The following is a 22,533-nucleotide window of genomic DNA, read 5'->3' on the forward strand; positions in this document are numbered from 1 at the left end:
ATCAACGGATGAATTGTAGAGAATTTATTTTTCTGTTATATTTACAGCAAGTCTAATGAAAACGGAAGCGATTTGCATGAGGGATAGCAGTGGAAATCCTTTATTTTCTCGTTGTCAAAACGAGAAAATAAAGATTGAAACGGATAGCCCGACCGCAGCTTTTGCGAAGGGCATGCCCAAAAAATAAAAAATGTATGGAAGATCAAACCGAAAAAGAAAAGATGATTGCCGGAGACTATTATTCAGCTGTTGATCCTGTTTTAGTAAAAGACCGTCGCAGGGCTAAGAACTTACTGCACCGATTGAATGTCACAGAATACCGAGTGACCAAGAAAGCGCGGGAAATAATCAAAGAGTTGATTCCGAATGCCGGTGCAAATTTTTATATTGAACCACCATTTCATTGCGATTACGGATACAATATCAGTTGTGGCGAAAATGTTTATTTCAATGTAAACTGCGTTGTTTTAGACTGTGCCAAAGTTACTATTGGCTCAAATGTGTTTTTTGCACCCAATGTACAGTTGTATACCGCCACACATCCGCTGGAAGCTGAATTGAGAAAAACGCTAGAAAATGCCTTACCTATAACCATTGGTGATGATTGCTGGATTGGCGGAAATTCCGTTATTTGTCCCGGAATTACGATTGGAAATGGCTGCGTGATTGGTGCAGGTTCAGTAGTTACAAAAGACATTCCTGACAATTCATTGGCGGTTGGAAATCCGGCGAAAGTGATTCGGAAATTGAATGAATGATGAATATTGGAATTGCAATTTCTCAAAACTAAATTTTCCTATCTTTGTTATAACAACTTAAACAAATCATAATGAAACATCTTAAAACATTTTTAGTCTTGGCACTTATCATTGTCGCAAACTCAGTTTCGGCACAATCCACTTTTGATAAGTGGCCTGCCATAAAAGAATTTCACGAAGTAATGTCGCAAACTTTCCATCCGGCAGAAGAAGGAAATGTGGCGCCAATAAAAGCACGTTCAGAAGAAATGATGAACAAAGCAGCGATGTTATTAAAATCTGATATTCCAACAGAATTTAGAACGAACGCTATTTTAGCTTCAGCAGAACGACTGCAACTAAAAAGTAAAGCACTTCACAAATTAGTAAAGTCAAATGGAACTGACGCTGCAATTGTGAAATCAATTACGGATTTACACGACACTTTTCATGAAATTGTGGGACTTTGTTCTGACGCAAAAAAATAAAAACCTAAAGCCTAATCAACCGATTAGGCTTTTTCATTATAATACAAATGCTTCAACTCAATAAAGTTCACCATATTGCCATTATTTGCTCCGATTATCAAAAATCAAAAAGGTTCTATACAAACATCTTAGGACTCACAATTATTCAAGAAATTTATCGTGAGGAAAGACAATCGTATAAACTTGATTTGGCACTTAACGGAGAGTTTGTGATTGAATTGTTTTCTTTTCCAAATCCACCAAAACGTCCTTCCACACCTGAAGCGGCTGGACTACGCCATTTAGCATTTGAAGTCAATGACATCCAAAAAACACGAGATTTTTTAGTGCATCAAAGTATTACTGCAGAAGCAATTCGTATTGATGAATTTACTCAAAAAAGCTTCTTCTTTATCGCAGATCCAGATAACTTACCGGTAGAGTTTTATGAAAAATAAGGCGTTTTTGTTTGTAAAAAAGTCAAAATAATACCTAAATCACAAAAGAAAATAGTCTATCCATTTTCTTTATTTGATTCCGATTATGTTTCTTTAATTTTGTATTACTCAGAAAATTAATTTTTCAAATGAACAATACCACACAAATCAAAGAGAACTATCGCTTCATTAAACTTCAAAAACTAGTTATTGTATCCATACTAATTGGTTTTCTTTCTGCTTTTTTAGGTGTTGTTTTAAAAAACACTACGGAATATTATGAAGAAATCTTTTTTCATCAAACGATTGTAAATCCATTATTTTTTGTTGTTTTCCCCGTTTTTGGATTGTCAATTATCTATTTTCTACGGGAATATGTATTCAAGAAAAAGGAAAATAAAGGCATAAAAGAAGTCTTTGAAAGCACTAATTCTCCTTCGAATAATTTACCCAGTTATAAAATTCCTTCTCATTTCATTAACGGCTTATTGACTGTCGTTTTTGGTGGCTCTACAGGAATAGAAGTCTCGACAGTTGTTGCTTCGGCTACAATAGGTTCTGTGGCACAAAGAAAACAAAATGCATTCCGACAATACAAAACCGAGTTAATATGTGCGGGAATTGCTGCCGGAATTACCGCATTATTCAGCAGTCCTATTGCCGGCCTTTTATTTTCATTGGAAGTAATTTCAAAAAAAGTAACTCGGGCATTTATACTAACCAATCTAATCGCTGTTTCAATCGCTTTTGGACTCCTTCATTTATTGGACGAAAAACCTTTGTTTGCAATATATAATATGACTTGGCATTTAAGAGCTATTCCCTACTTTATACTGCTTGGAATTATAGCAGGAATAAATTCTGTTTATTTAACCCGTTGTGTGTTATTTTTTAAAGCACAATTTTCTAAAATAAAAGTACACTATTACAAAATCATCTTTGGATCCGTAATTTTAAGTGTTTCCCTTTTTGTATTTCCACAGCTTTATGGCGAAGGCTATCATGCCATCAAAACTATTTTAATCAATCCAAATGGAATGGTATTTTCAATGTCAATGATACTCACTTTCATTGGAATTTTAGTTTTGAAACCTATTGTTACCTCAGCCACTTTAGCTTCAGGAGGAGATGGCGGCGTTTTTGCACCAAGTTTGTTTATAGGAGCTTTTTTAGGATTGCTACTTGCTTTAATTTTAAATCAGTATTTCAATGCCAATGTAATTCCAATAAATTTCGTCATAATAGGAATGGCAGCCGTTTTGAGTGCCAGTATTCATGCGCCTTTTACCGCCCTATTTTTAGTGTGTGGTTTAACCAATGATTACACGTTGTTTCTACCAATTCTAGTGGTGTGTTTAATCTCAAAATACACGGCTAAAATGATTTATCCGTTCACCGTTTACTCATATTCTCCCAGTTTAGCAAAATAATTATCGATGGCAGTTCAAAAAATAAAAAGGAGTTACCGCAAAACAAAATACATTCTGTACAAAGAAACATTGGTTGATTTCACAGAACATTTCTGGGCTTTTCTCGGTTCTTTTATAGGCATAGGAATACTCGCTTATTTGCAATCCCAAACGTTACCGCAATCTGATGTTGTTTATTTAATTGGTTCCTTTGGCGCCTCCAGTGTTTTAGTTTATGGCGTAATCCAAAGTCCATTGGCGCAGCCGAGAAACCTTATTGGAGGACACTTAATTTCTGCAATTATAGGCGTTACCGTGTATCAATTTGTTCCGGATCTAGTTTGGATAACCGCCCCGCTTGCCGTTTCTTTGTCTATTGTTTTTATGCAAATAACGAAAACTTTACACCCACCAGGCGGCGCAACTGCTCTAATTGCAGTTACTGGTTCAAATGAAATTAAAAATATGGGCTATTGGTATGTACTCTCCCCGGTATTGAGCGGCGTACTAATTTTGCTTGCTGTAGCTTTGGTTTTTAATAATATGACATCAAATAGACAATATCCGACTCATAAAAAATACCATCAGTTCCGAAAAAGAGTTGTAAGTGTTTTTAAAATTAAACACAACGACCAAAAATTATAACTTCCTGTGTACTTAATTCGTTTTAAAACAAGATTTACTTTTTTATATTTTGTTGAAATAGTATCATCTTGATTGTTTTCTTACTTCCGCATACGCAAAAATATTATCAACAAATCGAAAATCTGAAATCTAAATCTAAAATTATATTTTACCTTTGGCCTTTCAATAAAAACAAAGATTATGGTATATAAATTTAGAGTGATTCTAGACGCGGAAGAAGATGTTTTTAGGGACATTGCAATACTTGAAGACGATACTTTAGAAGATTTACACAACGCTATTTTCAATTCTTTCGGTTTTGATGGAATGGAAGTGGCTTCTTTTTATACTTGTGATGAAACTTGGAATCAAGAAGAGGAGATTTCACTTTTTGATACCGGTGATGTTCCCGGCGAACAAAAGGTCATGAGCGATTACCAATTATCGGATATTTTAGATAAGCAAAACACTAAAATTCTTTATGTATATGACTTCATCAATATGTGGACGTTCCTTGTGGAACTTGCTGCTGTAGAAGATCAAGTTGTTGGTAATTTATATCCTGAAACTATTTTTTCTCATGGTGAAATGCCTGACGAAGCGATGGAAAAAAACTTTGAATCCGACAATGCAGATGATTACAATGATGAATTTGAAGATGGCTTAGACGAAGATGATCTGGACATGTTTGAAGGCGATGACAGTTTTGAAGATTATGGATTTGAGGAGAATTGGAATTAATCCTTGAAGAAGGTGCTAGCTACTAAGGTGCAAAGTTGCAAAGGTTTTAAAAATATAAGAACATGAGTACATTTAGAGACTTACTGATTTGGCAAAAATCTATGGTTTTAGTTACCGATATCTATCAGTTAACAAATTCATTTCCAAAAGAAGAAATTTACGGTTTAACTTCGCAAATCAGGAGAAGCTCAGTCTCAATTCCGAGTAATATTGCTGAAGGTTATGGCAGAGATGGTAATAAAGATTATTTAAAATTCTTGAATATTGCAATAGCTTCATTATTTGAAATACAAACACAACTTGAAATATCATTTAATCTAAAATACACAAACGAAATTCAATTTAACAAAATATACGAAGAAAGCAGAGAAATAGAAAGAATGTTAAGTTCATTCATTAGAAAAATAAAAGAGCGAATTTAAAACCTTAATTTCTTTGTCTCTTTGCTCCTTTGAAACTCAAAAAAACCATGATCAACTTATACAACACCCACATCGAAAACTTATCCATTCATAGAGTGGGAAATAAAAGTAGAAACGAAGCGATTTTTTTATCAGAGCAACCGTTTAATCTGAATGATGAGATTGTGCCTTTGATGAAAGAATTTTTCTTTAAACCTTTTAGAGAAAAAGAAGAAAACTATTTTCAGTTTGCACATGAAGTTGATTTGGACTATAACGACATGTTCAAATTTGCAACGGAAGTTTTTGATAATCCAAGTACAATTCATGACGTTTCTAAAAAAATCACCTCACACTTATTTGAGCAGTCGAATCATCCGCACATCAAGAATGGTGAAGTATATGTTACTTATTTAACCAATGTAAGTATCGATAATAATGTGGTTGACGCTATAGGGATTTTCAAAAGTGAAATTCAAGCTGACTTTTTGCAGTTTGAAGAAAAAGCTTCCCATTTAGAGATGATTTTACAACATGGTGTGAGTTTGAATAAACTAGACAAAGGATGCATTATCTTTAACTACAAAAAAGAAGAAGGTTACAAAATCCTGACTGTTGACAGCAATCGTTATGATGCCAGATATTGGCTGGAGCATTTCTTATCTGTGGATGCTTTTGAAGATGAAAACTTCATCACTAAAAAATACCTTAAATTCTGTCAGAACTTTGCGAAAGATGTTGTTTTTCCAGCTGAAGATAAGAAAGAAGAAGTGATGTTTATGAACCGTTCCGTGAATTATTTTGCTAAAAACGATCAGTTTGAAGAAACGAATTTCCTAAATGAAGTTTTAGACAATCCAGACTTAATTCCTGAGTTTAAAAACTATAAAGTCGACAAAGGAGAGAAATACAGCATTGAAGATGTCACCTCATTCCCTATTGCGAATGCAGCGGTTTCTGATGCGCGAAAGTCCATCAAAAACGTCATTAATTTAGATACGCACATCCAAATAAAAATGGATTTTATCAATCCTGAAAGTGCGGAGAAATATGTAGAAAAAGGCTGGGACGAGGAAAAACAAATGTATTATTACTTAGTTTATTTCAATAAAGAAGAGAAAAGTTAGTTAGTAGTAATTAATTTTTAAGATTCAGTCGCAGTTTAAAAAGTGATAATAATAAATATGTAAATCTCCAATTACGAAAGTAGTTGGAGATTTTTTTTTAAATAAACGCAAAAATCAACCACTCAAATTTGGTTTCTTTGTAAATTTACAACTTCAAATCTATCAAAAATGACGCATAATTTTTTCAAAGAAAGTCCGTTCAAAACCTTGATTTCATTTCATAAGCTCATCGAAGCTCTAGAGGAAATTGCAGTTACCAATGTAGATTATCGAGCAAATTATGCCAAAGCATTACTAAAAGAAGTTGCCCCTTTTCCTGAATTCAGAACAGGTATTGAAGATTTGAGTTTAATAAGTGAAAACGAAACTTTAATCCAATATTTACTGGCTGATTTATTCCCGACCGCTTTAACGAACAATGAAATCAAGGCCGTTACGATTCCATTTCAGAATTTTACTTTTAATTACACCGAACGTTTCAAAAAAATAGTAAACGAAGCGGGTGTTTTATTTGACATGGCAATACGTGATTTTGATGAGCATCAATTTTACGTAATGAGTTGTACGCTGATTTTGAATGAATTTTACGGTCAGAAAATTGATTTTAACAAACCTTTATTTTACGATATTCCAAACAAAAAAGGAATCATGAATCAATATCGTATTTTGTACAATGCTGATTTTTTAGAAATTATTGCAACAGAGAAAGCACCAAAACTATCACAAGATGACATCGATTTGTTGATGGATAATTATGATGACCTTGCTTTATGGAAAGAGAAATTTCCAGTTGAAAGTTGGATTATGAAAGGTTTTGGCATCGCTATTCTTTTTGATGCAACTACAGAAAGTTCTATTTCTAAGTTGAAGAGTAATCTCTTAAAACCGGAAAGAGAACAAATAGCGCTACAAGAAAATTTCGAATCTATTTTTCGTTCTATTTTCAAAATAGCCGATTTAAGAGTTGGCGTAATTATTTACAATGCAGAAGAAGATAAATTTGTAAAACCTAGTTTGAATGATACCAGTCTGAGTAGTTTTATACTGTCTAACACAGAAGAAGTAACTTGTAAAAATGTACTGTTGGGTTGCTCTTTTGAAAATTTATTAGAAAATAATAAAGCATTATCCGTTTCTAATGTTGAAAAATTTGCATTCGAACCCGGAAACCAGATACTAGGCAATCATTTATTAAAACAAAATATTCAGAGTTGTATTTTTGCTCCAATTATAAAAAACGGAATGCTTTTAGGAGTGGTAGAGCTCGTTTCTGCAAGTCCTCGAGCACTAAACAGTATTAATGCCAGTAAATTGGATCTGATTTTACCCTATTTAATTGATACGGTAGAGCGGTACAACACCGATATGCAAAATCAAATTGAGGCAATAATCCAAAGAGAATATACAGCCATTCACCCCAGTGTATATTGGAAATTTCGTAAAGAAGCTCAGAAATATTTTCAAACGCAAACTAGGGATTATATTTTTAAAGAAATTGTATTCAAAGAAGTCTATCCGTTGTATGGACAAATTGATATTAAAGGCTCCTCCAATCACCGAAACGAAACGGTAAAAGAGGATTTAAAGAACCAATTAAACGCCGTAATCGAGATCTTTGAAAATCAAAAATCTCTAACCAATTTAGTATTATTGGAACAACGAAAGTTTGAATTGCAATCTCTTTTAAAACAACTGGATTCCCCTTTAAAAGCAGATACAGAACAACAAATTCAGCTTTATATTGAAAATGAAATCCATCCTATATTAAGAAATACCAAATCGGATGCTGCTGGAGAGACTTTGGAGAAAAATTATTTTGAGAGTCTGGATGAAAAATCAGGAATGTTTTATCATTCCAGAAAGAAATTCGATAACGCCATGTCGATTATCAATAAAAAATTAGCTTCTATTCTTGATAAAAAACAAGCAGAAGCACAAAAAATATATCCTCATTATTACGAACGTTTTAAAACAGATGGTGTAGAACACAATTTATACATTGGATCTTCAATTGCTCCCTCAAAACCTTTTGACACAATGTACCTTCATAATTTGAGGTTGTGGCAGTTGCAAACTTTGTGCGAAATGGAATTGGAACACCACCAATTGAAATATTCTTTACCGTATGAACTTGATGTAACTTCACTCATTTTAGTTTTTAGTTCCCCAATATCGATCCGATTTAGAATGGACGAAAAACGTTTTGATGTTGATGGAACCTACAATGCCCGTTATGAAGTGGTAAAAAAACGCATTGACAAAGCCAATATCAAAGGAACCAAAGAACGGATTACCGAAAAAGAAAAGATCACAATTGTGTACTCTCACAATAATGAAGAAACTGAATATTTGAATTACATCAAGTTTTTACAATTCAAAAATATTTTGGAACCGACTGTGGAGCAATTTGAAGTAGAGGAATTACAAGGAGTTTCAGGACTTAGAGCCATTCGTGTAAAAGTTAGCAATAAATTTTCAGACGAAACTCAAAAAAACTTTTCATACCAAGATTTGTTGGATGAATTAAACTAAGCTTACACCATTTTGAAAGCGATGACAAAAGCAATAACGGATAAAACAATTCCTATCATAAAAAAATTATAGGCAACTCGTAACAAACGGTATTTTTTTTCGAGAACCACTCCTAAAAAATACAAATCTTTAATCATTGAATTGTACAGGTATTCCTTGTCTTTCATCATTTCATTCATGGCCCATTGGTATTCTGTCAAATCCATTTTATAAAAATTTCCAAAAAAAAGTAAATTCACTTTTTTATCTTCGATATCTTGGCGGGTAAAAATCCCTTTAGTGACTTTTGGTCGTGTTGAAAGTATTGCAAAAACAATAGTAATCACACTAGAAATCAACATTATAAAAGTAGGAATCATCAGGTGTGCATTCCTTGGACTGTCTAATTTTGGTATTAGAGTAGAAAGTGCAATTGAAATTATAATCGCATTTACAGAAAGAAGAATATTAGCTTTACTATCAGCAATACCGCTTAAACTAGTATGATTATTCAACGTTACCCGAAACAAAGTATCAATAGCGCGATCCGGCTTCTCCTCCTTTTCCCGTTTTTTTAATTCCTTTTCTAAATCTTTAGTACTATTCAATTCCATTTTGGTTCTTTTTTTCTGAAGCTGTTTTATATTTTTATCCTTTAATGGTTGCCAATTGTTCAATGCAAAATCAGTATAATAGCGATGTCTATTGGTAAGAAAATCTATGTTTTCAGTAATCCATTCGGCATCAGTAAAGGTTTTTTTGCTTACATTTTGCCACTCTAATCGCAAAGCGTTACAGCTTGTATTATAATCAGATTTTGAGAGATGGAAGTAATCCGCATCCCTTATTATTTTTTCACACTTTGTTTTAGGAATATGTTCGTAGGTTGTTGACCGAATCAAGTCTGCTACTTTAGATATGTAACTTGTTGATTTTAAATAATTAATTAAAAAATCAGTAACGATAGTAACACTACTTTCTTCATGATTACAACAACCATTAATATATCCTGTGTCATGAAACCATGCAGCAATGAGCAAAATTTCTTTATCGGAAGAATCAATATTTTCAGTAGCGACGAGTATATTGACCGCTGCAACAACATCTATTGTGTGATTTATATTATGATAGGTATATAAGGAAGAAAGTTTATCTTTGAACAATTTTTCAACATAATCTTTGGCCTGTTCTACTAGATTCATGGACATATTTTTATACTACTAAATTATGAAATTATTTTCGGATAATTGTTTTATTACTTCCAATAAAGCAGGTTATATATTATTTCTCATGGTACTGATTTTTCAATCTTGTGCCACTCATCACGCACAATTTGGTAAAAATATCGCAAATCCAATTACAAAGAACGCCACAGATAGTTCAAAAATTGCGCATACTTTTTATTTAATTGGAGATGCTGGTAACGCCAATGAAAAGCAAGCGCAGCAAACATTACTTATACTGGAGGAACGTTTAGAAAAAGCCAATAAAAACAGTACTCTTTTATTTCTTGGTGATAATATTTATCCAAAAGGATTGCCTGCAACTGATAGTCCTAATGAACGAATTATTGCCGAAAGTAAATTGACAAATCAACTTAAATTATCTAAGAAATTTAAAGGGCAAACTGTTTTTATTCCCGGAAATCACGATTGGTATAGTGGAATTAAAGGATTAGAACGCCAAGCTAAATTTGTAATGGACTACCTCAACGATAAGAAATCATTTCTTCCTAGAAAAAGTTGCGGAATTGATGATGTAGAAATCAACGAAAATCTGGTTTTAATCACTATTGACAGCCAATGGTTTTTAGAGGATTGGGATAATAGCCCAACAATAAATGATGACTGCACGATCAAAACTCGAGAAGCTTTTTTTGAAGAATTTGAAAACCTTTTGAGTAAGAATCAAGAAAAAACAGTAATTCTCGCACTGCATCACCCGCTAATGAGCAATGGATCACATGGAGGTCAATTTTCGCTCGAAAAACAACTTTTCCCATTAGAACAAAAAATTCCGCTTCCTGTTTTAGGTTCTCTAATCAATTTTGTTCGAAAAACATCTGGGGCAAGTCCACAAGATATTCAAAATAAGCAATACAGCCTTTTCATCAAAAGAGTAAAAACACTGCTTCAAAATCAGGATAATGTTATTGTAGTGTCCGGACATGATCATAATTTACAATATATTGAAAAGGACAATATTAAACAAGTTATTAGTGGTGCGGGTTCCAAATCTGAGGCTGCCAAGGCACTTTATCCTAATGATTTTTCTTATGGCCGAAATGGGTATGCTTCGTTGTCAATCTATGAAAATGGGGCGGTAAAAGTATCTTTTTATGGTAAAGAAAATAATACGGAAAAACTAATCTTTGAAAAATTAGTGTTAGAAAAAAAAGAGGATTATGACACGAAAGTATTTCCAACATCATTTCCCAAGACGACCACTGCTAGCATTTATACTTCAAAACAAACCGAGAAATCAGGTTTTTATAGGTTCTTCTTCGGAAACCACTACCGCAAATATTACAGTCTACCGATAATGGCTAAGACTACTACAATTGACACTCTTTTTGGTGGATTACAACCAAAACGTTCCGGTGGAGGGCATCAATCTAATTCCTTACAACTCAATGATAAAACGGGTAAAGAATATGTGATGCGTGCTATGAAAAAAAGCACAACACGTTTTATACAATCCGTAGCATTCAAGAATCAGTATATACAAGATGAATTTGATGATACGTATGCCGAAAATTTACTGTCTGATTTTTATACGACTGCACATCCTTATACGCCGTTTGCTGTGGGTAATTTAGCTGCAAAAATAGGTGTTGCTCATGCGAATCCCAACTTATACTACATTCCAAAACACAGTGCGTTGCAAAATTTTAATACTGAATTTGGAAACGAATTATACTTGGTAGAAGAACGACCAACAGATAGTCAAAAAACAGTAGAAAGTTTTGGTAATCCACTGGCCATCATTAGCACAAAGGAGGTCTTGAAGAACCTTCAGAAAGACGAAAAATATACAATAGACGAAAGTGCTTATATCAAAGCCCGATTATTTGACATGCTTATTGGTGATTGGGACCGTCATGAAGATCAGTGGCGCTGGGGCGAATATAAAGTAGATCAAAAAATAATTTACAAACCCATCCCGCGAGATAGAGACCAAGCATTTACTAAATATGATGGCGCATTACTCTTTGTATTAATGAAAAGTGCACCATTGCGTCACATGCAATCTTTTGGTGATAAAATGAAAAATGTCAAATTGATGAATCGAGAACCTTATCCCTTAGATCTTGCTTTCATAAAAAAAGCAGATGATAAGGAATGGATCAAACAAGCAAAATACATACAAGACAACCTATCAGATAAAGATATCGATGGCGCATTTGATAATTTACCCGTGGCAGTACAAGATGAGACATTACAAGACATCAAACGAAAATTAAAACTTCGGAAGAAAGAATTGCACCATTCCGCCTCCCAATACTACTCGGTTTTACAACACACTGTTTTGATTGTAGGAACAGATAAAAAAGACAAGTTTGTAATCCAAAATAAAGAAAAAAACAAACTCGAAATCCAAGTGTTTCGCATAAAAAATGATGGAGAAGAATTACAGTACATCAAAAACTTTACCGCCGAAAAAACAAAAAAAATATGGATTTATGGTTTAGACGATGAGGATATTTTTGAAGTAAAAGGAACAGCTAAATCAGGAATTAAAATCCGACTAATTGGAGGTCAAAATCGGGATACCTACACAGTTGAATACGGACGAAAAATAAAAATTCATGATTTTAAGTCAAAGGATAATACTTATGCATTAGATACTAAAAGTAAAACTTTATTATCAGACGAATATGAAACTAGTTTATATGATTACAAAAAACCGAAATATAATGCTTTTTCAGGCCTCCCTAATATTGGATTTAATCCTGATGATGGCATAAAAATAGGCATTGTAGCCGGGTATCTTGTTAATGATTTTAAACAGAATCCATACACTCAAAAGCACAGTCTAAAAACCAATTATTTCTTTGCTACAAAAGGATATGAAGTTATTTATAATGGTAAATTTCCAAAATTATTTGGCAAATGGGATGCTGATTTTGAGAGCCGTTTCACCAGTCCTAATTTTACGATTAATTATTTTGGTTACGGAAATGAGACAGTAAACGAAGATGCTATTTTTGGCATGGATTACAATCGTGTTCGCATCAGAATGCTAAAAGTGATGCCATCTATTAAAAGAGTTGGACAGTACGGCAGTACGATTCAGCTACAAACCAGTTTTGAAAGAATCACCGTAGAAGAAACTATGAATCGATTTGTAGATCTTTCTCCAAGCGTAAATCCATCCGTTTTTCAAAGCCAACAATTTGCTGGAGCAATGATAAAATACAGTTTTGAAAATTATGATATACCATCTTTTCCCTCTATGGGAATGGGCTTTAGTATTGCAGGTACGTGGAAAATAAATTTAGAAGATACCAAAAGAAATTTCCCTGCACTAGAAAGCAAGCTTAATTTTAATCACAAAATAGACGCTAACGGGAAGCTAGTATTCGCAACTATACTTAAAGGGAAAGCCGTATTAAATGACAATTTTGAATTCTACCAAGGGACGACTTTAGGGGGTGATTATGACTTAAGAGGTTTCAGAAACGAACGCTTTTTAGGCAACCAATCTTTCTATCAAAGTAGTGATATTCGTTTGAATTTAGGAAAAATAAAAAGGAGCATTATTCCTATGTCCTATGGAATTTTAACTGGTTTTGATTACGGTAGAGTGTGGAGGAAAGGGGAAAATTCAGATAAATGGCATCAGTCCTTTGGTGGTGGCTTATGGTTGAACGGACTAAATGTATTAACCGCCCGAATCACTTATTTCAAAAGTGCAGGCGAAGAAGCACGAATTGCTTTTGGTCTAGGATTTGGATTTTAATATTTTAAGACTCACATCATAAACGTTTCCTCCAATGTCTTTCTTTCTTTCATCGGCAAGGAATAAGCGGTCATTGTCTTTAAAACAAGCCGCTTCTTTTTGAGAGAAATGATTTAATTCCAGAATAGTTTTAGTACCATTAAGAAAGTCATCATTTTTAAAATTTTCAAATAAAAATAGTTTGTCATGTGTTAAAAGTGCCACTTTTTTATCATCTGGACTAATGGTTGCACTAGTGATTGCACAACTATTATACGCTGTACATGTTTTAAATTCTCCCATTAAAACCGCTTGATAAACTCCTGGCGCATTCGGTATTTTATATAAAAATGCTGTTCCGTCAAATCCTTTGCTTCTATTTTTGGTAAAAAGATAAAAATTATCTTTAAACTCGAAAAAACCTTCTACATCATAAAACATTTCTGATTTCTTAGGTGGAAAATCTTTTTGTTCGGGATATGTAAAGGATATTTTATATACTGGTTTGGCGCTTTCATTTTGGAGCGCCTTTTTATCAATTTTGTAAATACTCAAATCCTTTCTTTCATTGTCATTATTACCAAAATCGCCAATATAGAGATTTCCTTCTTTGTCTTTTGTGATGTCTTCCCAATCGATATTATCCGTATTCTCTATGGTTATGGTTTTCTCGATTTTGCCATTAGAATTAATACTATAAAGTACATTTGGGTTGCCACGATCTTCAAGTACCCATAACAAATTGGTACTGGAAACATACGTTATTCCCGAAACCTCTTTTAATTTACTAGGCAAAGAAAAAAGTGGTGTCAAAGAATTTGATTCTTGCTGACAAGCCAATAAAATAAAAGAGACACTTAATAAAAAATATTTTTTCATAGAAAAAGAACTTGACGTAAATTTGAATAGCATAAGGAAATAATACAAAGCACTTTGGCGACTTCATTCCTTCTTATTTGTGCTTGCAAAAGTTAAACCATACGAATTGAATAGTAGCGTGGCCTAAAATAATTTTAATTCGTTTTACACAAAAAAAAACCAATGCTTACATTCTTGATTTAAATAAATTAATGCTTTTGAAATTTCGAGTAATAAATTCAAATGCTGCATTCATAATTTCCCCCATAGATTTGGCTTTTTTAAAATTCAAATCATTGGTATAATTGTACAGTTCTAATTGTAATTGCTGAAAATGTGCTTCGGGTGCAAGTTCGTCCTCTCCCATAATTTCCAACAATCTGTTGATTCTATTTTCCGCAGAAATCATTCTTTTGGCTAACACAGAACGCTCCTCATCTTTGTATTGCTCGATTGAACTATTTTGAAGTTTTTCTTTTACCAATTTAACCATTGGATAATTTTCTTTAAAAAACTGTGGGCGATACACTTTAAAATTGCCTTCGTAACATTGCTGATCAAAATCTATAGCGCGTATTTTATAGACCACTTGGTCAAAATCATGCGTAGGAACAATTACATAATTATAAGAACGCATATCCCCTAGTAACCGAATCATACAACGTTCATTAAACTTTACAAACTCTTTTGCGATCTGTGACTTTTCCGTTTCTGTACAATCTTTCAGTAAGGTTTTAATAAATACATCGCCTGGAATTCCCATGATGTGCTCCTCAATTAAAGTATCTTGGTACACTAAAAAATTGATTTTATCAGGGGAAAGAATGTGTTCTAATTCCAAACCATAAACACGGGAAGCATCGGCTTTTTTGATATAAAAGTGCGTATAATTATCATTAAGTATGTTCCTGACTTTTATTCGAAAGGGCTTTGAGTTCCCAAAAGTACAATAGTCTATAGAATCCACATTTAGGAATTTAATAATTCCTAAATTACCATCGGAGTGCAATAGTGAATAGATCTTTTTAAGATTCAAATCAATTTCTTCTCTTTCAAACTCATTGTAGTACACTCTAATCCATAACGTATCCTCATCGTTTTTATCATACACCGTTATCGAACCTGAAAACCGCAATAAATCATCATAAAATATTGAGACTTTTGATATGCGATCAAACCGCTCTAAATACTGCAAAAGAGCATCATTTATAGGGTAGGATGGTTTTTTAAAAATCATTACTGGCTCACTCATCTGAAAAATATTTACAGCAAAATTACAACAAATTAAGCTGCTGATTGGTGCATGCGTTCAACTAAACCTATGCAAACTTACCCTCTAACTATAAAAATGCAATAAAGTTGATTTTATAGGATCTAAATGGACCTTGAAACTATAAATTTCCGCAAATTATGTAGCAATAAATTCCTTTAAATATTAAAAATTTTAACTTCGAATAAAAAAAATAATATTTAGTTTAAAACTACAAAACCAAATACTGCAGTGCAAGCTGGATTAAGTTCCTGCTCCATTTATCCCAAACTAATAAAAACAAGCAGCTTTATTTTTTTAGTTTAATAAACGATAATCACTAAAATCATAAAGACTTTTATTACAGCTATTTAAATGTTTTTCTATTAGATAAACCCAAATCATAAAGAGAGTCCAACCTCAACAAAAAATAACAGCTGATTAAAAAGTATTTAAGATACAATATATTATACCATCTTGACAAGCTGTTATTTAATGTTAAAAAAAATATATGCTGAATTATAAACTTTATATTTGAATCCCCCAATTTACTTAAAAACGTATAGTACCGACTAATGACAAATAAACTTGAACTCTACTTCAAGGCTGCGCAATCAGCTAAGATTGGTATATGGAAGATGAATATGCAAACGAATCACGTTTTTTGGGATGCAGTGACAAAATGCATTCTTGAAGTTCCTGCTGATTTTGAGCCTGTTAATGGAAACGGAATTAATTTTTATACCGAAGGAGAAAACAGAGACCGGATTAGAAACAGGATTTATAGTGCAATTCATGAAGGAATTTCATTTGATGATAAATTCCAAATTACAACTGCTAAAAACAATATAAAATATATAGAATGCATCTGTCAAGTGGAAATGATTGATGGAAAACCGGCTAATTTATTAGGTACTTTTCAGGACATCACAAATGAACAGAACCTAATTAATGAGCTTCAATTAAATGTAGATAAATTTTCGTCCATTTTTTCTAGTGCTAATGACTCCATCTTTATTATTGACACTTCTAATGGCATCATAACCGATTGTAATCCGAGATCCTCAGTCCTCACTGGTTATGATGCTTCTGAATTAAAAGGCATCCATTACACCGAATTATTTCCAGAAGAGTTCAGAAAAGAAGCCCATTTTTTTCTGAAATATAACCTACACCGAAATGACTATGCCGTTGATGAAACCTTCATAAAACCTAAAACTGGAGATTTAATCCCGGTAGAAATAGCCTCTGGAAAGAAATTTCAGGTGGAACATATCACTTATTTAGTGTGTTATATTAGAGACATCAGCGAAAGAAAGAATGTAGAAAACAAATTGAATTTATTATCACTTGCAGCATCTGAGACTACGGATACGATAGTAATTGCTGATAAAAAAGGAATAGCAGTATGGGCAAATCAAGCCTATTTAGACCTAACTGGTTTAACAATGAATGAAGTTTTAGGGCAAAAACCAGGATATTTATCTAAAGGTCTCGAAACGGATGCAACTGCCTCATCATTGATGCGAAAAGCGATTGAAAACCAAGAAAGCATAAAGATTACGGTACTCAATTACAACAAGAAAAAAGAAAAATATTGGTTTGAATTGAATATCACGACAGCATTTGATAATCACAATAATTTTATCAATTTTATTGGTGTAGGACGAAATGTAACTTCCAGAATTGAAAAAGAACTAGAACTGAAAAAACTTTTAGAAGTCACTAGTAATCAGAATAATAAATTATATAACTTTACACATATCGTTTCCCATAATATCCGTTCTCACACCAGTAATTTATCTATGGTAGTAGATGTGATTGAAAACACTGATGATATCCCCGAAAAACTTTCCTATTTTGAATTATTTAAAGAAGGAACGGAAAAACTGTCTGAATCAATTGAATATTTGAATGAAATCATAACAATTCAGCAAAAAACGAATATCGAAAAAAAAGAAATTTGTTTAAAACACGAAATCGAAAAAACAAAAAAGGCATTAAGGTTAGTCATTAAAGAAAGTAAAATAATTATAACGGACACCATTCCAGAGGATCTTATGGTTACAGCCATACCAGCCTATTTAGATAGTATTTTACTCAACTTAATTACCAATGCTATAAAATACAAATCAAAGCAGCGCATAGCCACCTTAGAGATAGGACATGAAATTATTGATAACTTCAATATCATAAATTTCAAAGACAACGGATTAGGATTAGATTTAGAAAAAAATGGACATAAAATTTTTGGCATGTATAAAACCTTCCATGGCAACGAAGATGCTAAAGGAATTGGATTATTTATTACTAAAAATCAATTAGAAGCCATGAATGGTAAAATTGAAGTAGAAAGTGAAGTAGATCTAGGTTCAAATTTTAAAATTTATTTAAATGACAAATAAATTAACTTATATCATAGACGATGACAAATTAACCGTAAAACTGATGAGCATTCTTATTTCTAAAAATAAGTTTTGCGATGAAATTCAATCTTTTAATAATGCCCAACATGCGTTAAAAGAGCTAAAAAAAAATGAATTTAACACCGAAATTCTACCAGATGCCATTTTACTCGACCTGAATATGCCAATTATGGATGGGTGGCAGTTCCTAGACGAATTTATTGAATTATCATTAAAAAAAGAGATCTTTATTTTTATCATGACTTCCTCAATTGACCCAGCTGACATCGAAAAAGCGAAGGAATATCAAATAGTGAAAGACTATATTGAAAAACCAATTACCGCTAAAAAACTAGACGCAATTTGCAAATTAATTGGAGAAATAAACTAATTCTGATTAAATAGTAACAAAATCGGTCCTTGTTCGTCCTATATAAAAACATATAAAGATGAATTCCTTGGAAACGATACTTTCAGTCAAAAATCTCAATAAACGTTATGGCACACTCCAAGCTTTAAAAAACGTTTCTTTCGAAATAAAAAAAGGTAATGTCTATGGGATCTTAGGCCCTAATGGGAGCGGAAAATCAACCACCTTAGGTATTACTTTAAATGTGGTCAACAAAACTTCCGGCGAATACAGCTGGTTTGACGGAACTATGGAAACACATCAAGCCCTAAAAAAAGTAGGCGCAATTATCGAAAGACCAAATTTCTACCCTTATATGACCGCTAAGGAAAACTTAGAATTAGTGTGCAAAATCAAGGGAATTAACTATGCTAAAGTCAATGAAAAGTTAGAATTAGTAGGTTTGACGGATCGCCAAAATAGTAAATTCAGTACCTTTTCATTAGGTATGAAGCAACGATTAGCAATCGCTTCGGCACTATTGAATGATCCTGAAATATTGATTTTAGACGAACCTACAAATGGCTTAGATCCACAAGGAATCCATCAAATTAGAGATATTATCAAACAAATTGCATCCCAAGGGACAACCATACTACTCGCTTCGCATTTATTAGACGAAGTGGAAAAAGTGTGCACCCACGTTTTAGTATTACAAAAAGGAGTGGTTTTATATACCGGTTTAGTCGATGGAATGTCAGCTAACGAGGGATTTTTTGAAGTAGAGGCAGATGACATTCCCAACTTAATGAGAATTTTACAAACACATCCCGCCACTAAAAATATTGTTCAGGAGCAAGGAAAAGTTTTGGTTTATCTCAAAGAAAATTTGGAAGCAAAAGACTTGAATCGTTTTCTTTTTGAAAATAATATAGTTTTAAATCATTTGGTGAAACGAAAAAACAGCTTGGAAGAACAATTTTTAGAATTGACTCAAAAAAAATAAAAGTGGATAAAGCGATTGCCTTAGCTCATTTAAATCTTACTACAAAACACTAAATCTTAAGCTTCAGTTCTTAAGTATTAATACTCCATTTATGAAACGACTTCTCTCCATAGAACTACAAAAAATTTGGAAAAACAAAGCCAGTAGGGTTTTGACATTAACCTACTTTATCCTTTTAACCTTCATTGCATTAATAGCCTCTATAAAGTTTGATTTAGGAATTTTTAAATTTCACCTGGCTGAAATGGGAATTTTTAACTTTCCTTTTATTTGGCATTTCAACACGTACATTGCAGCGATACTAAAACTGTTTTTAGCCATCGTAATTGTTTCGATGATGGCAAATGAATACAGTTATGGAACGCTAAAGCAAAACTTAATTGATGGCATGAGCAAAGCGGAATTTATTCAGTCTAAATTTTTAACCGTTGTTTTATTTGCATCAGTATCTACTATTTTTATTTTTATAATGTCACTGATTTTAGGATTTAGTTTTTCATCTTACACAGAATTTAGTATCGTATTTTCTGATTTAGAATACCTGCTTGCCTATTTCGTAAAATTAGTTGGTTTCTTTTCGTTTTGTTTATTTTTAGGAATATTGGTAAAACGTTCCGCCTTTGCGTTAGGTTTTTTATTGGTTTGGAATATTATCGAAGGAATTGTAAAAGGTATTTTAACATTCAAGATTTTTCCAGAAAGTACCACAGCGGCTTCTATTATGCAGTTTTTTCCTTTGGAATCGATGTCGAATTTAATCATCGAACCCTTTACACGTTTGTCAGTGGTGAAAAACTTGGGAACACAAATTGGATTAGATAATGTCAAAAAATATGATGTCGAACTGTCTTCCCTACTAATTGTTTTATGCTGGACCGTGATTTTTATTTTCCTTTCACATCGATTATTAAAAAATAGAGATTTGTAGTATCTTTATAGCGCTATGAACGGTGTAAAAACAATACTATTTTATTTTTTCGTTTGTTGCATTTTTAGTAATGCAACTGCACAAACTATTATAGTAAATGACACTTTTACAGCAAATCAACTGGTAGAAAATGTTTTAGTAAATAGTTCCTGCGCTACCATTTCAAACGCTGCAGCTGCCGGAGATAATTTTTCTGGTATTCAAAAAAGTTATGCTTATTTCAATGCAAACAACAGTAATTTTCCGTTCCAAGAAGGTGTAGTTTTAAGCACCTGGAGCAGTCAAAACTCTGTAGGCCCATTTGTAAGAAACAGGGGTGGTGGAAATTCAGGTTGGCTGGGGGATTCTGATTTAGAACAGGTATTAAATTTAACACAAACATTCAATGCTACAGTCCTTGAATTCGATTTTATTCCGTTGACAAATTTTATCAGTTTCAACTACATCTTTGCTTCAAATGAATACCAAGATTATTTTCCTTGCTTTTATTCAGACGGATTTGCTTTTTTAATCAAAGAAAAAGGAAGTCCTACACCCTATCAAAATATAGCGGTCCTACCCAATTCTACGATTCCTGTTTCGTCAACCAATGTTCATCCCTTGATTCCTCCATTCAATGGATCTGGCGGTTTAATACCTGGATGTTCGGCTGTAAATGAGAATTTTTTTGGAGGGTATAACGGCAGCACTAGCCCGATTAATTACAGTGGACAAACTACCGTTCTTAATGCGCAAAGTAACGTGATTGCTGGCAAAATTTATCATATAAAATTAGTTATCGCTGATGACGAAAATGCTGATTTTGATTCGGCAGTTTTTCTAGAAGCGGGTAGCTTTCTGCCAAAAATTGATTTAGGGCCTGATCGATTACTATCCACAAACAATGCTATTTGCTTTGGCGAAAGTTACACTATCAATCCTAAACTGCCCTCAAGTTATAAATACAAATGGTTTAAAAACGGAATCGAATTATCCGATACCACACCTACTTACAATGTTACAAGTCCTGGTATTTATAAAGTTGAAGTACTCTTGACACCCAGCTGTATTGCAACAGAAGATATAAAAATTGAATATGTTCCAAAAATCGATTTGAGGGACACCACACTTTTGCAATGTGATCCTGACTCTGACGGAATCACTCTATTTGATTTGACAAAAGTAGATGCCATTGTAAAAAATAATATACCGAATTTAAGCACGGTAGTCTATTATGAATCTTTGGCTGCTGCCAAAGCACAAATGAATCCAATTAGCAACACAACCACTTTTCAAAATACAGCACCGAGTCAATCTGTATTCGCTAGAGTGACCAATTCTTTGGGATGTGAAAACTTTTCGGAGGTAAAACTTCTTATTTCCAATACTACCCTCTCGGAACAAAACCCCATCAAAACTTGCGACGGCGATGGTATCGAAGATGGTTTAACTGAATTTAATTTAAGTACTCAGGCAACCGCACAGGTCCTGACCGGTTTACCAGCGGGATTGGTCGTTCAGTATTATTTGACCTCAACGGATGCTATAACAACGCAAAACCAACTCTCAACGGTTGTTAGAAACACGATTCCGAATCAACAAACCATTTTTGCTAAGATTGTAAATGGACCCGACTGTTATGCAATTACTCCTATACAATTGGAAGTAAACCCATTTGACCCACCTAATTTTCAAGACGAATCTTTGATTTTATGTGAAGGATCTAGCATAGCTCTTGCCGTTGATAGTGGCTTCACCAACTATTTATGGAACACAGGAGCAGGTTCTAATAGTATTTTGATTGATGCTCCAGGAACGTATACTGTAGTAGTCACAAATGAGAAAGGCTGTCAAAAAACTAAAAAATATACGGTAACCCTTTCTGGAATTGCAACGATAACAGGCATAAAAACAAACGATTTTGCGGGTGATAAGAATTCAATTTCAATTGAGTACACGGGAATTGGAGCATATGAATTTTCAATTGACGGTGATTTTTTTAAAGAAAATTCCACTTTTAATGGTGTGGTTCCAGGAAAATATTTAGTCTATGCCCGAGATAAGAATGGTTGCGGCACCTCGTTGCCTTTTGTCGTTTACGTTTTGGATTACCCGCGTTATTTCACGCCAAATGATGATGGGTACAATGATGTTTGGAAAATTAAAAATCTGGACACACTTCCCCAATCATCATTATATATTTTTGACCGTTACGGAAAGCTACTGAAACAATTAACGGTTTCAGATGTTGGTTGGGACGGAAGTTTTAATGGAGTCTTATTACCCGCTGATGATTATTGGTTTAATTTAACTTTTACGGATGGGAAAATCATAAAAGGACATTTTTCTTTGAAAAGATAATAC

Annotated in this window: 18 protein-coding genes; 15 read left to right on the top strand and 3 right to left on the bottom strand. The window is 33.2% G+C overall.

The genetic code is table 11. The features are described from left to right. Positions 1-194 precede the first annotated feature (194 nt). The 9 genes from E0F91_RS00595 to E0F91_RS00635 all read left to right on the top strand — a co-directional run bounded on the left by E0F91_RS00595 (position 195) and on the right by E0F91_RS00635 (position 8,475). Positions 195-758, top strand: coding sequence for a sugar O-acetyltransferase (locus E0F91_RS00595; protein WP_132064446.1), 564 nt, complete (start codon positions 195-197; stop codon positions 756-758). 71 nt (positions 759-829) lie between these two features. After that, on the top strand, positions 830-1,225 hold the full coding sequence (locus tag E0F91_RS00600) for a hypothetical protein (RefSeq protein WP_132064447.1): 396 nt from the start codon (positions 830-832) through the stop codon (positions 1,223-1,225). A gap of 47 nt (positions 1,226-1,272) precedes the next feature. Further along, positions 1,273-1,662, top strand: a complete 390-nt coding sequence (gloA2, locus tag E0F91_RS00605; RefSeq protein WP_132064448.1) for an SMU1112c/YaeR family gloxylase I-like metalloprotein — start codon at positions 1,273-1,275, stop codon at positions 1,660-1,662. A gap of 128 nt (positions 1,663-1,790) precedes the next feature. Beyond that, positions 1,791-3,071 carry a chloride channel protein gene (locus tag E0F91_RS00610; protein WP_132064449.1) on the top strand — a complete coding sequence of 427 codons (1,281 nt, stop codon included), beginning with the start codon at positions 1,791-1,793 and terminating at the stop codon, positions 3,069-3,071. A gap of 6 nt (positions 3,072-3,077) precedes the next feature. Then, entirely contained in the window at positions 3,078-3,695 is a 618-nt protein-coding gene (locus E0F91_RS00615; RefSeq protein WP_132064450.1) for an HPP family protein, read from the top strand. 180 nt (positions 3,696-3,875) lie between these two features. Next, positions 3,876-4,415 carry an IS1096 element passenger TnpR family protein gene (locus E0F91_RS00620; RefSeq protein ID WP_132064451.1) on the top strand — a complete coding sequence of 180 codons (540 nt, stop codon included), beginning with the start codon at positions 3,876-3,878 and terminating at the stop codon, positions 4,413-4,415. 62 nt (positions 4,416-4,477) lie between these two features. Then, complete coding sequence (locus E0F91_RS00625) at positions 4,478-4,837, top strand: four helix bundle protein (RefSeq protein ID WP_132064452.1); 360 nt, start codon at positions 4,478-4,480, stop codon at positions 4,835-4,837. A 47-nt stretch (positions 4,838-4,884) separates the two neighbouring features. Continuing rightward, a complete protein-coding gene (locus E0F91_RS00630; RefSeq protein ID WP_132064453.1) occupies positions 4,885-5,943 on the top strand; it encodes a nucleoid-associated protein in 1,059 nt (352 codons plus the stop codon). 168 nt (positions 5,944-6,111) lie between these two features. Further along, the gene (locus tag E0F91_RS00635; RefSeq protein WP_132064454.1) at positions 6,112-8,475 is read left to right on the top strand and encodes a GAF domain-containing protein; all 2,364 of its coding nucleotides are present in this window, start codon (positions 6,112-6,114) and stop codon (positions 8,473-8,475) included. 2 nt (positions 8,476-8,477) lie between these two features. Here the strand turns inward: E0F91_RS00635 and E0F91_RS00640 are convergent, their stop codons facing one another. Then, on the bottom strand, positions 8,478-9,656 hold the full coding sequence (locus E0F91_RS00640; protein WP_132064455.1) for a Pycsar system effector family protein: 1,179 nt from the start codon (positions 9,654-9,656) through the stop codon (positions 8,478-8,480). A gap of 25 nt (positions 9,657-9,681) precedes the next feature. Here E0F91_RS00640 and E0F91_RS00645 point away from each other — a divergent pair, with 25 nt between their 5' ends. Continuing rightward, the gene (locus E0F91_RS00645) at positions 9,682-13,416 is read left to right on the top strand and encodes a metallophosphoesterase (RefSeq protein ID WP_132064456.1); all 3,735 of its coding nucleotides are present in this window, start codon (positions 9,682-9,684) and stop codon (positions 13,414-13,416) included. Here the strand turns inward: E0F91_RS00645 and E0F91_RS00650 are convergent. Next, the gene (locus E0F91_RS00650) at positions 13,399-14,274 is read right to left on the bottom strand and encodes an SdiA-regulated domain-containing protein (protein ID WP_132064457.1); all 876 of its coding nucleotides are present in this window, start codon (positions 14,272-14,274) and stop codon (positions 13,399-13,401) included. The genes E0F91_RS00645 and E0F91_RS00650 overlap by 18 nt on opposite strands. A gap of 166 nt (positions 14,275-14,440) precedes the next feature. Next, entirely contained in the window at positions 14,441-15,505 is a 1,065-nt protein-coding gene (locus E0F91_RS00655) for a hypothetical protein (RefSeq protein ID WP_132064458.1), read from the bottom strand. A 572-nt stretch (positions 15,506-16,077) separates the two neighbouring features. Between E0F91_RS00655 and E0F91_RS00660 the strand changes: the two genes are divergently transcribed. From E0F91_RS00660 to E0F91_RS00680, 5 genes are all read left to right on the top strand, one after another. Next, positions 16,078-17,907: a PAS domain-containing sensor histidine kinase gene (locus E0F91_RS00660; protein WP_132064459.1), complete on the top strand. Its 1,830-nt coding sequence runs from the start codon at positions 16,078-16,080 to the stop codon at positions 17,905-17,907. Then, a complete protein-coding gene (locus E0F91_RS00665) occupies positions 17,897-18,298 on the top strand; it encodes a response regulator (protein WP_132064460.1) in 402 nt (133 codons plus the stop codon). The genes E0F91_RS00660 and E0F91_RS00665 overlap by 11 nt, the downstream gene beginning before the upstream one ends. Before the next feature lie 67 nt (positions 18,299-18,365). Beyond that, entirely contained in the window at positions 18,366-19,262 is an 897-nt protein-coding gene (locus E0F91_RS00670; protein ID WP_132064672.1) for an ABC transporter ATP-binding protein, read from the top strand. Between the two features lie 91 nt (positions 19,263-19,353). After that, positions 19,354-20,190: an ABC transporter permease gene (locus E0F91_RS00675; protein ID WP_132064461.1), complete on the top strand. Its 837-nt coding sequence runs from the start codon at positions 19,354-19,356 to the stop codon at positions 20,188-20,190. A 15-nt stretch (positions 20,191-20,205) separates the two neighbouring features. Beyond that, the gene (locus E0F91_RS00680) at positions 20,206-22,530 is read left to right on the top strand and encodes a T9SS type B sorting domain-containing protein (RefSeq protein WP_132064462.1); all 2,325 of its coding nucleotides are present in this window, start codon (positions 20,206-20,208) and stop codon (positions 22,528-22,530) included. Positions 22,531-22,533 lie beyond the last annotated feature (3 nt).

It is taken from the genome of Flavobacterium sandaracinum (assembly GCF_004349135.1).
Taxonomy (GTDB): domain Bacteria; phylum Bacteroidota; class Bacteroidia; order Flavobacteriales; family Flavobacteriaceae; genus Flavobacterium; species Flavobacterium sandaracinum.

Excerpts from the sequence above, each read along its gene's own strand:
- E0F91_RS00600 (WP_132064447.1), top strand. The coding sequence starts at position 830 with ATGAAACATCTTAAAACATTTTTAGTCTTGGCACTTATCATTGTCGCA.
- E0F91_RS00645 (WP_132064456.1), top strand. The coding sequence starts at position 9,682 with ATGAAATTATTTTCGGATAATTGTTTTATTACTTCCAATAAAGCAGGT.
- E0F91_RS00635 (WP_132064454.1), top strand. The coding sequence starts at position 6,112 with ATGACGCATAATTTTTTCAAAGAAAGTCCGTTCAAAACCTTGATTTCA.
- E0F91_RS00595 (WP_132064446.1), top strand. The coding sequence starts at position 195 with ATGGAAGATCAAACCGAAAAAGAAAAGATGATTGCCGGAGACTATTAT.
- E0F91_RS00640 (WP_132064455.1), bottom strand. The coding sequence starts at position 9,656 with ATGAATCTAGTAGAACAGGCCAAAGATTATGTTGAAAAATTGTTCAAA.
- E0F91_RS00675 (WP_132064461.1), top strand. The coding sequence starts at position 19,354 with ATGAAACGACTTCTCTCCATAGAACTACAAAAAATTTGGAAAAACAAA.
- E0F91_RS00655 (WP_132064458.1), bottom strand. The coding sequence starts at position 15,505 with ATGAGTGAGCCAGTAATGATTTTTAAAAAACCATCCTACCCTATAAAT.
- E0F91_RS00630 (WP_132064453.1), top strand. The coding sequence starts at position 4,885 with ATGATCAACTTATACAACACCCACATCGAAAACTTATCCATTCATAGA.
- E0F91_RS00615 (WP_132064450.1), top strand. The coding sequence starts at position 3,078 with ATGGCAGTTCAAAAAATAAAAAGGAGTTACCGCAAAACAAAATACATT.
- E0F91_RS00660 (WP_132064459.1), top strand. The coding sequence starts at position 16,078 with ATGACAAATAAACTTGAACTCTACTTCAAGGCTGCGCAATCAGCTAAG.
- gloA2 (WP_132064448.1), top strand. The coding sequence starts at position 1,273 with ATGCTTCAACTCAATAAAGTTCACCATATTGCCATTATTTGCTCCGAT.
- E0F91_RS00680 (WP_132064462.1), top strand. The coding sequence starts at position 20,206 with ATGAACGGTGTAAAAACAATACTATTTTATTTTTTCGTTTGTTGCATT.
- E0F91_RS00650 (WP_132064457.1), bottom strand. The coding sequence starts at position 14,274 with ATGAAAAAATATTTTTTATTAAGTGTCTCTTTTATTTTATTGGCTTGT.
- E0F91_RS00625 (WP_132064452.1), top strand. The coding sequence starts at position 4,478 with ATGAGTACATTTAGAGACTTACTGATTTGGCAAAAATCTATGGTTTTA.
- E0F91_RS00665 (WP_132064460.1), top strand. The coding sequence starts at position 17,897 with ATGACAAATAAATTAACTTATATCATAGACGATGACAAATTAACCGTA.
- E0F91_RS00620 (WP_132064451.1), top strand. The coding sequence starts at position 3,876 with ATGGTATATAAATTTAGAGTGATTCTAGACGCGGAAGAAGATGTTTTT.
- E0F91_RS00610 (WP_132064449.1), top strand. The coding sequence starts at position 1,791 with ATGAACAATACCACACAAATCAAAGAGAACTATCGCTTCATTAAACTT.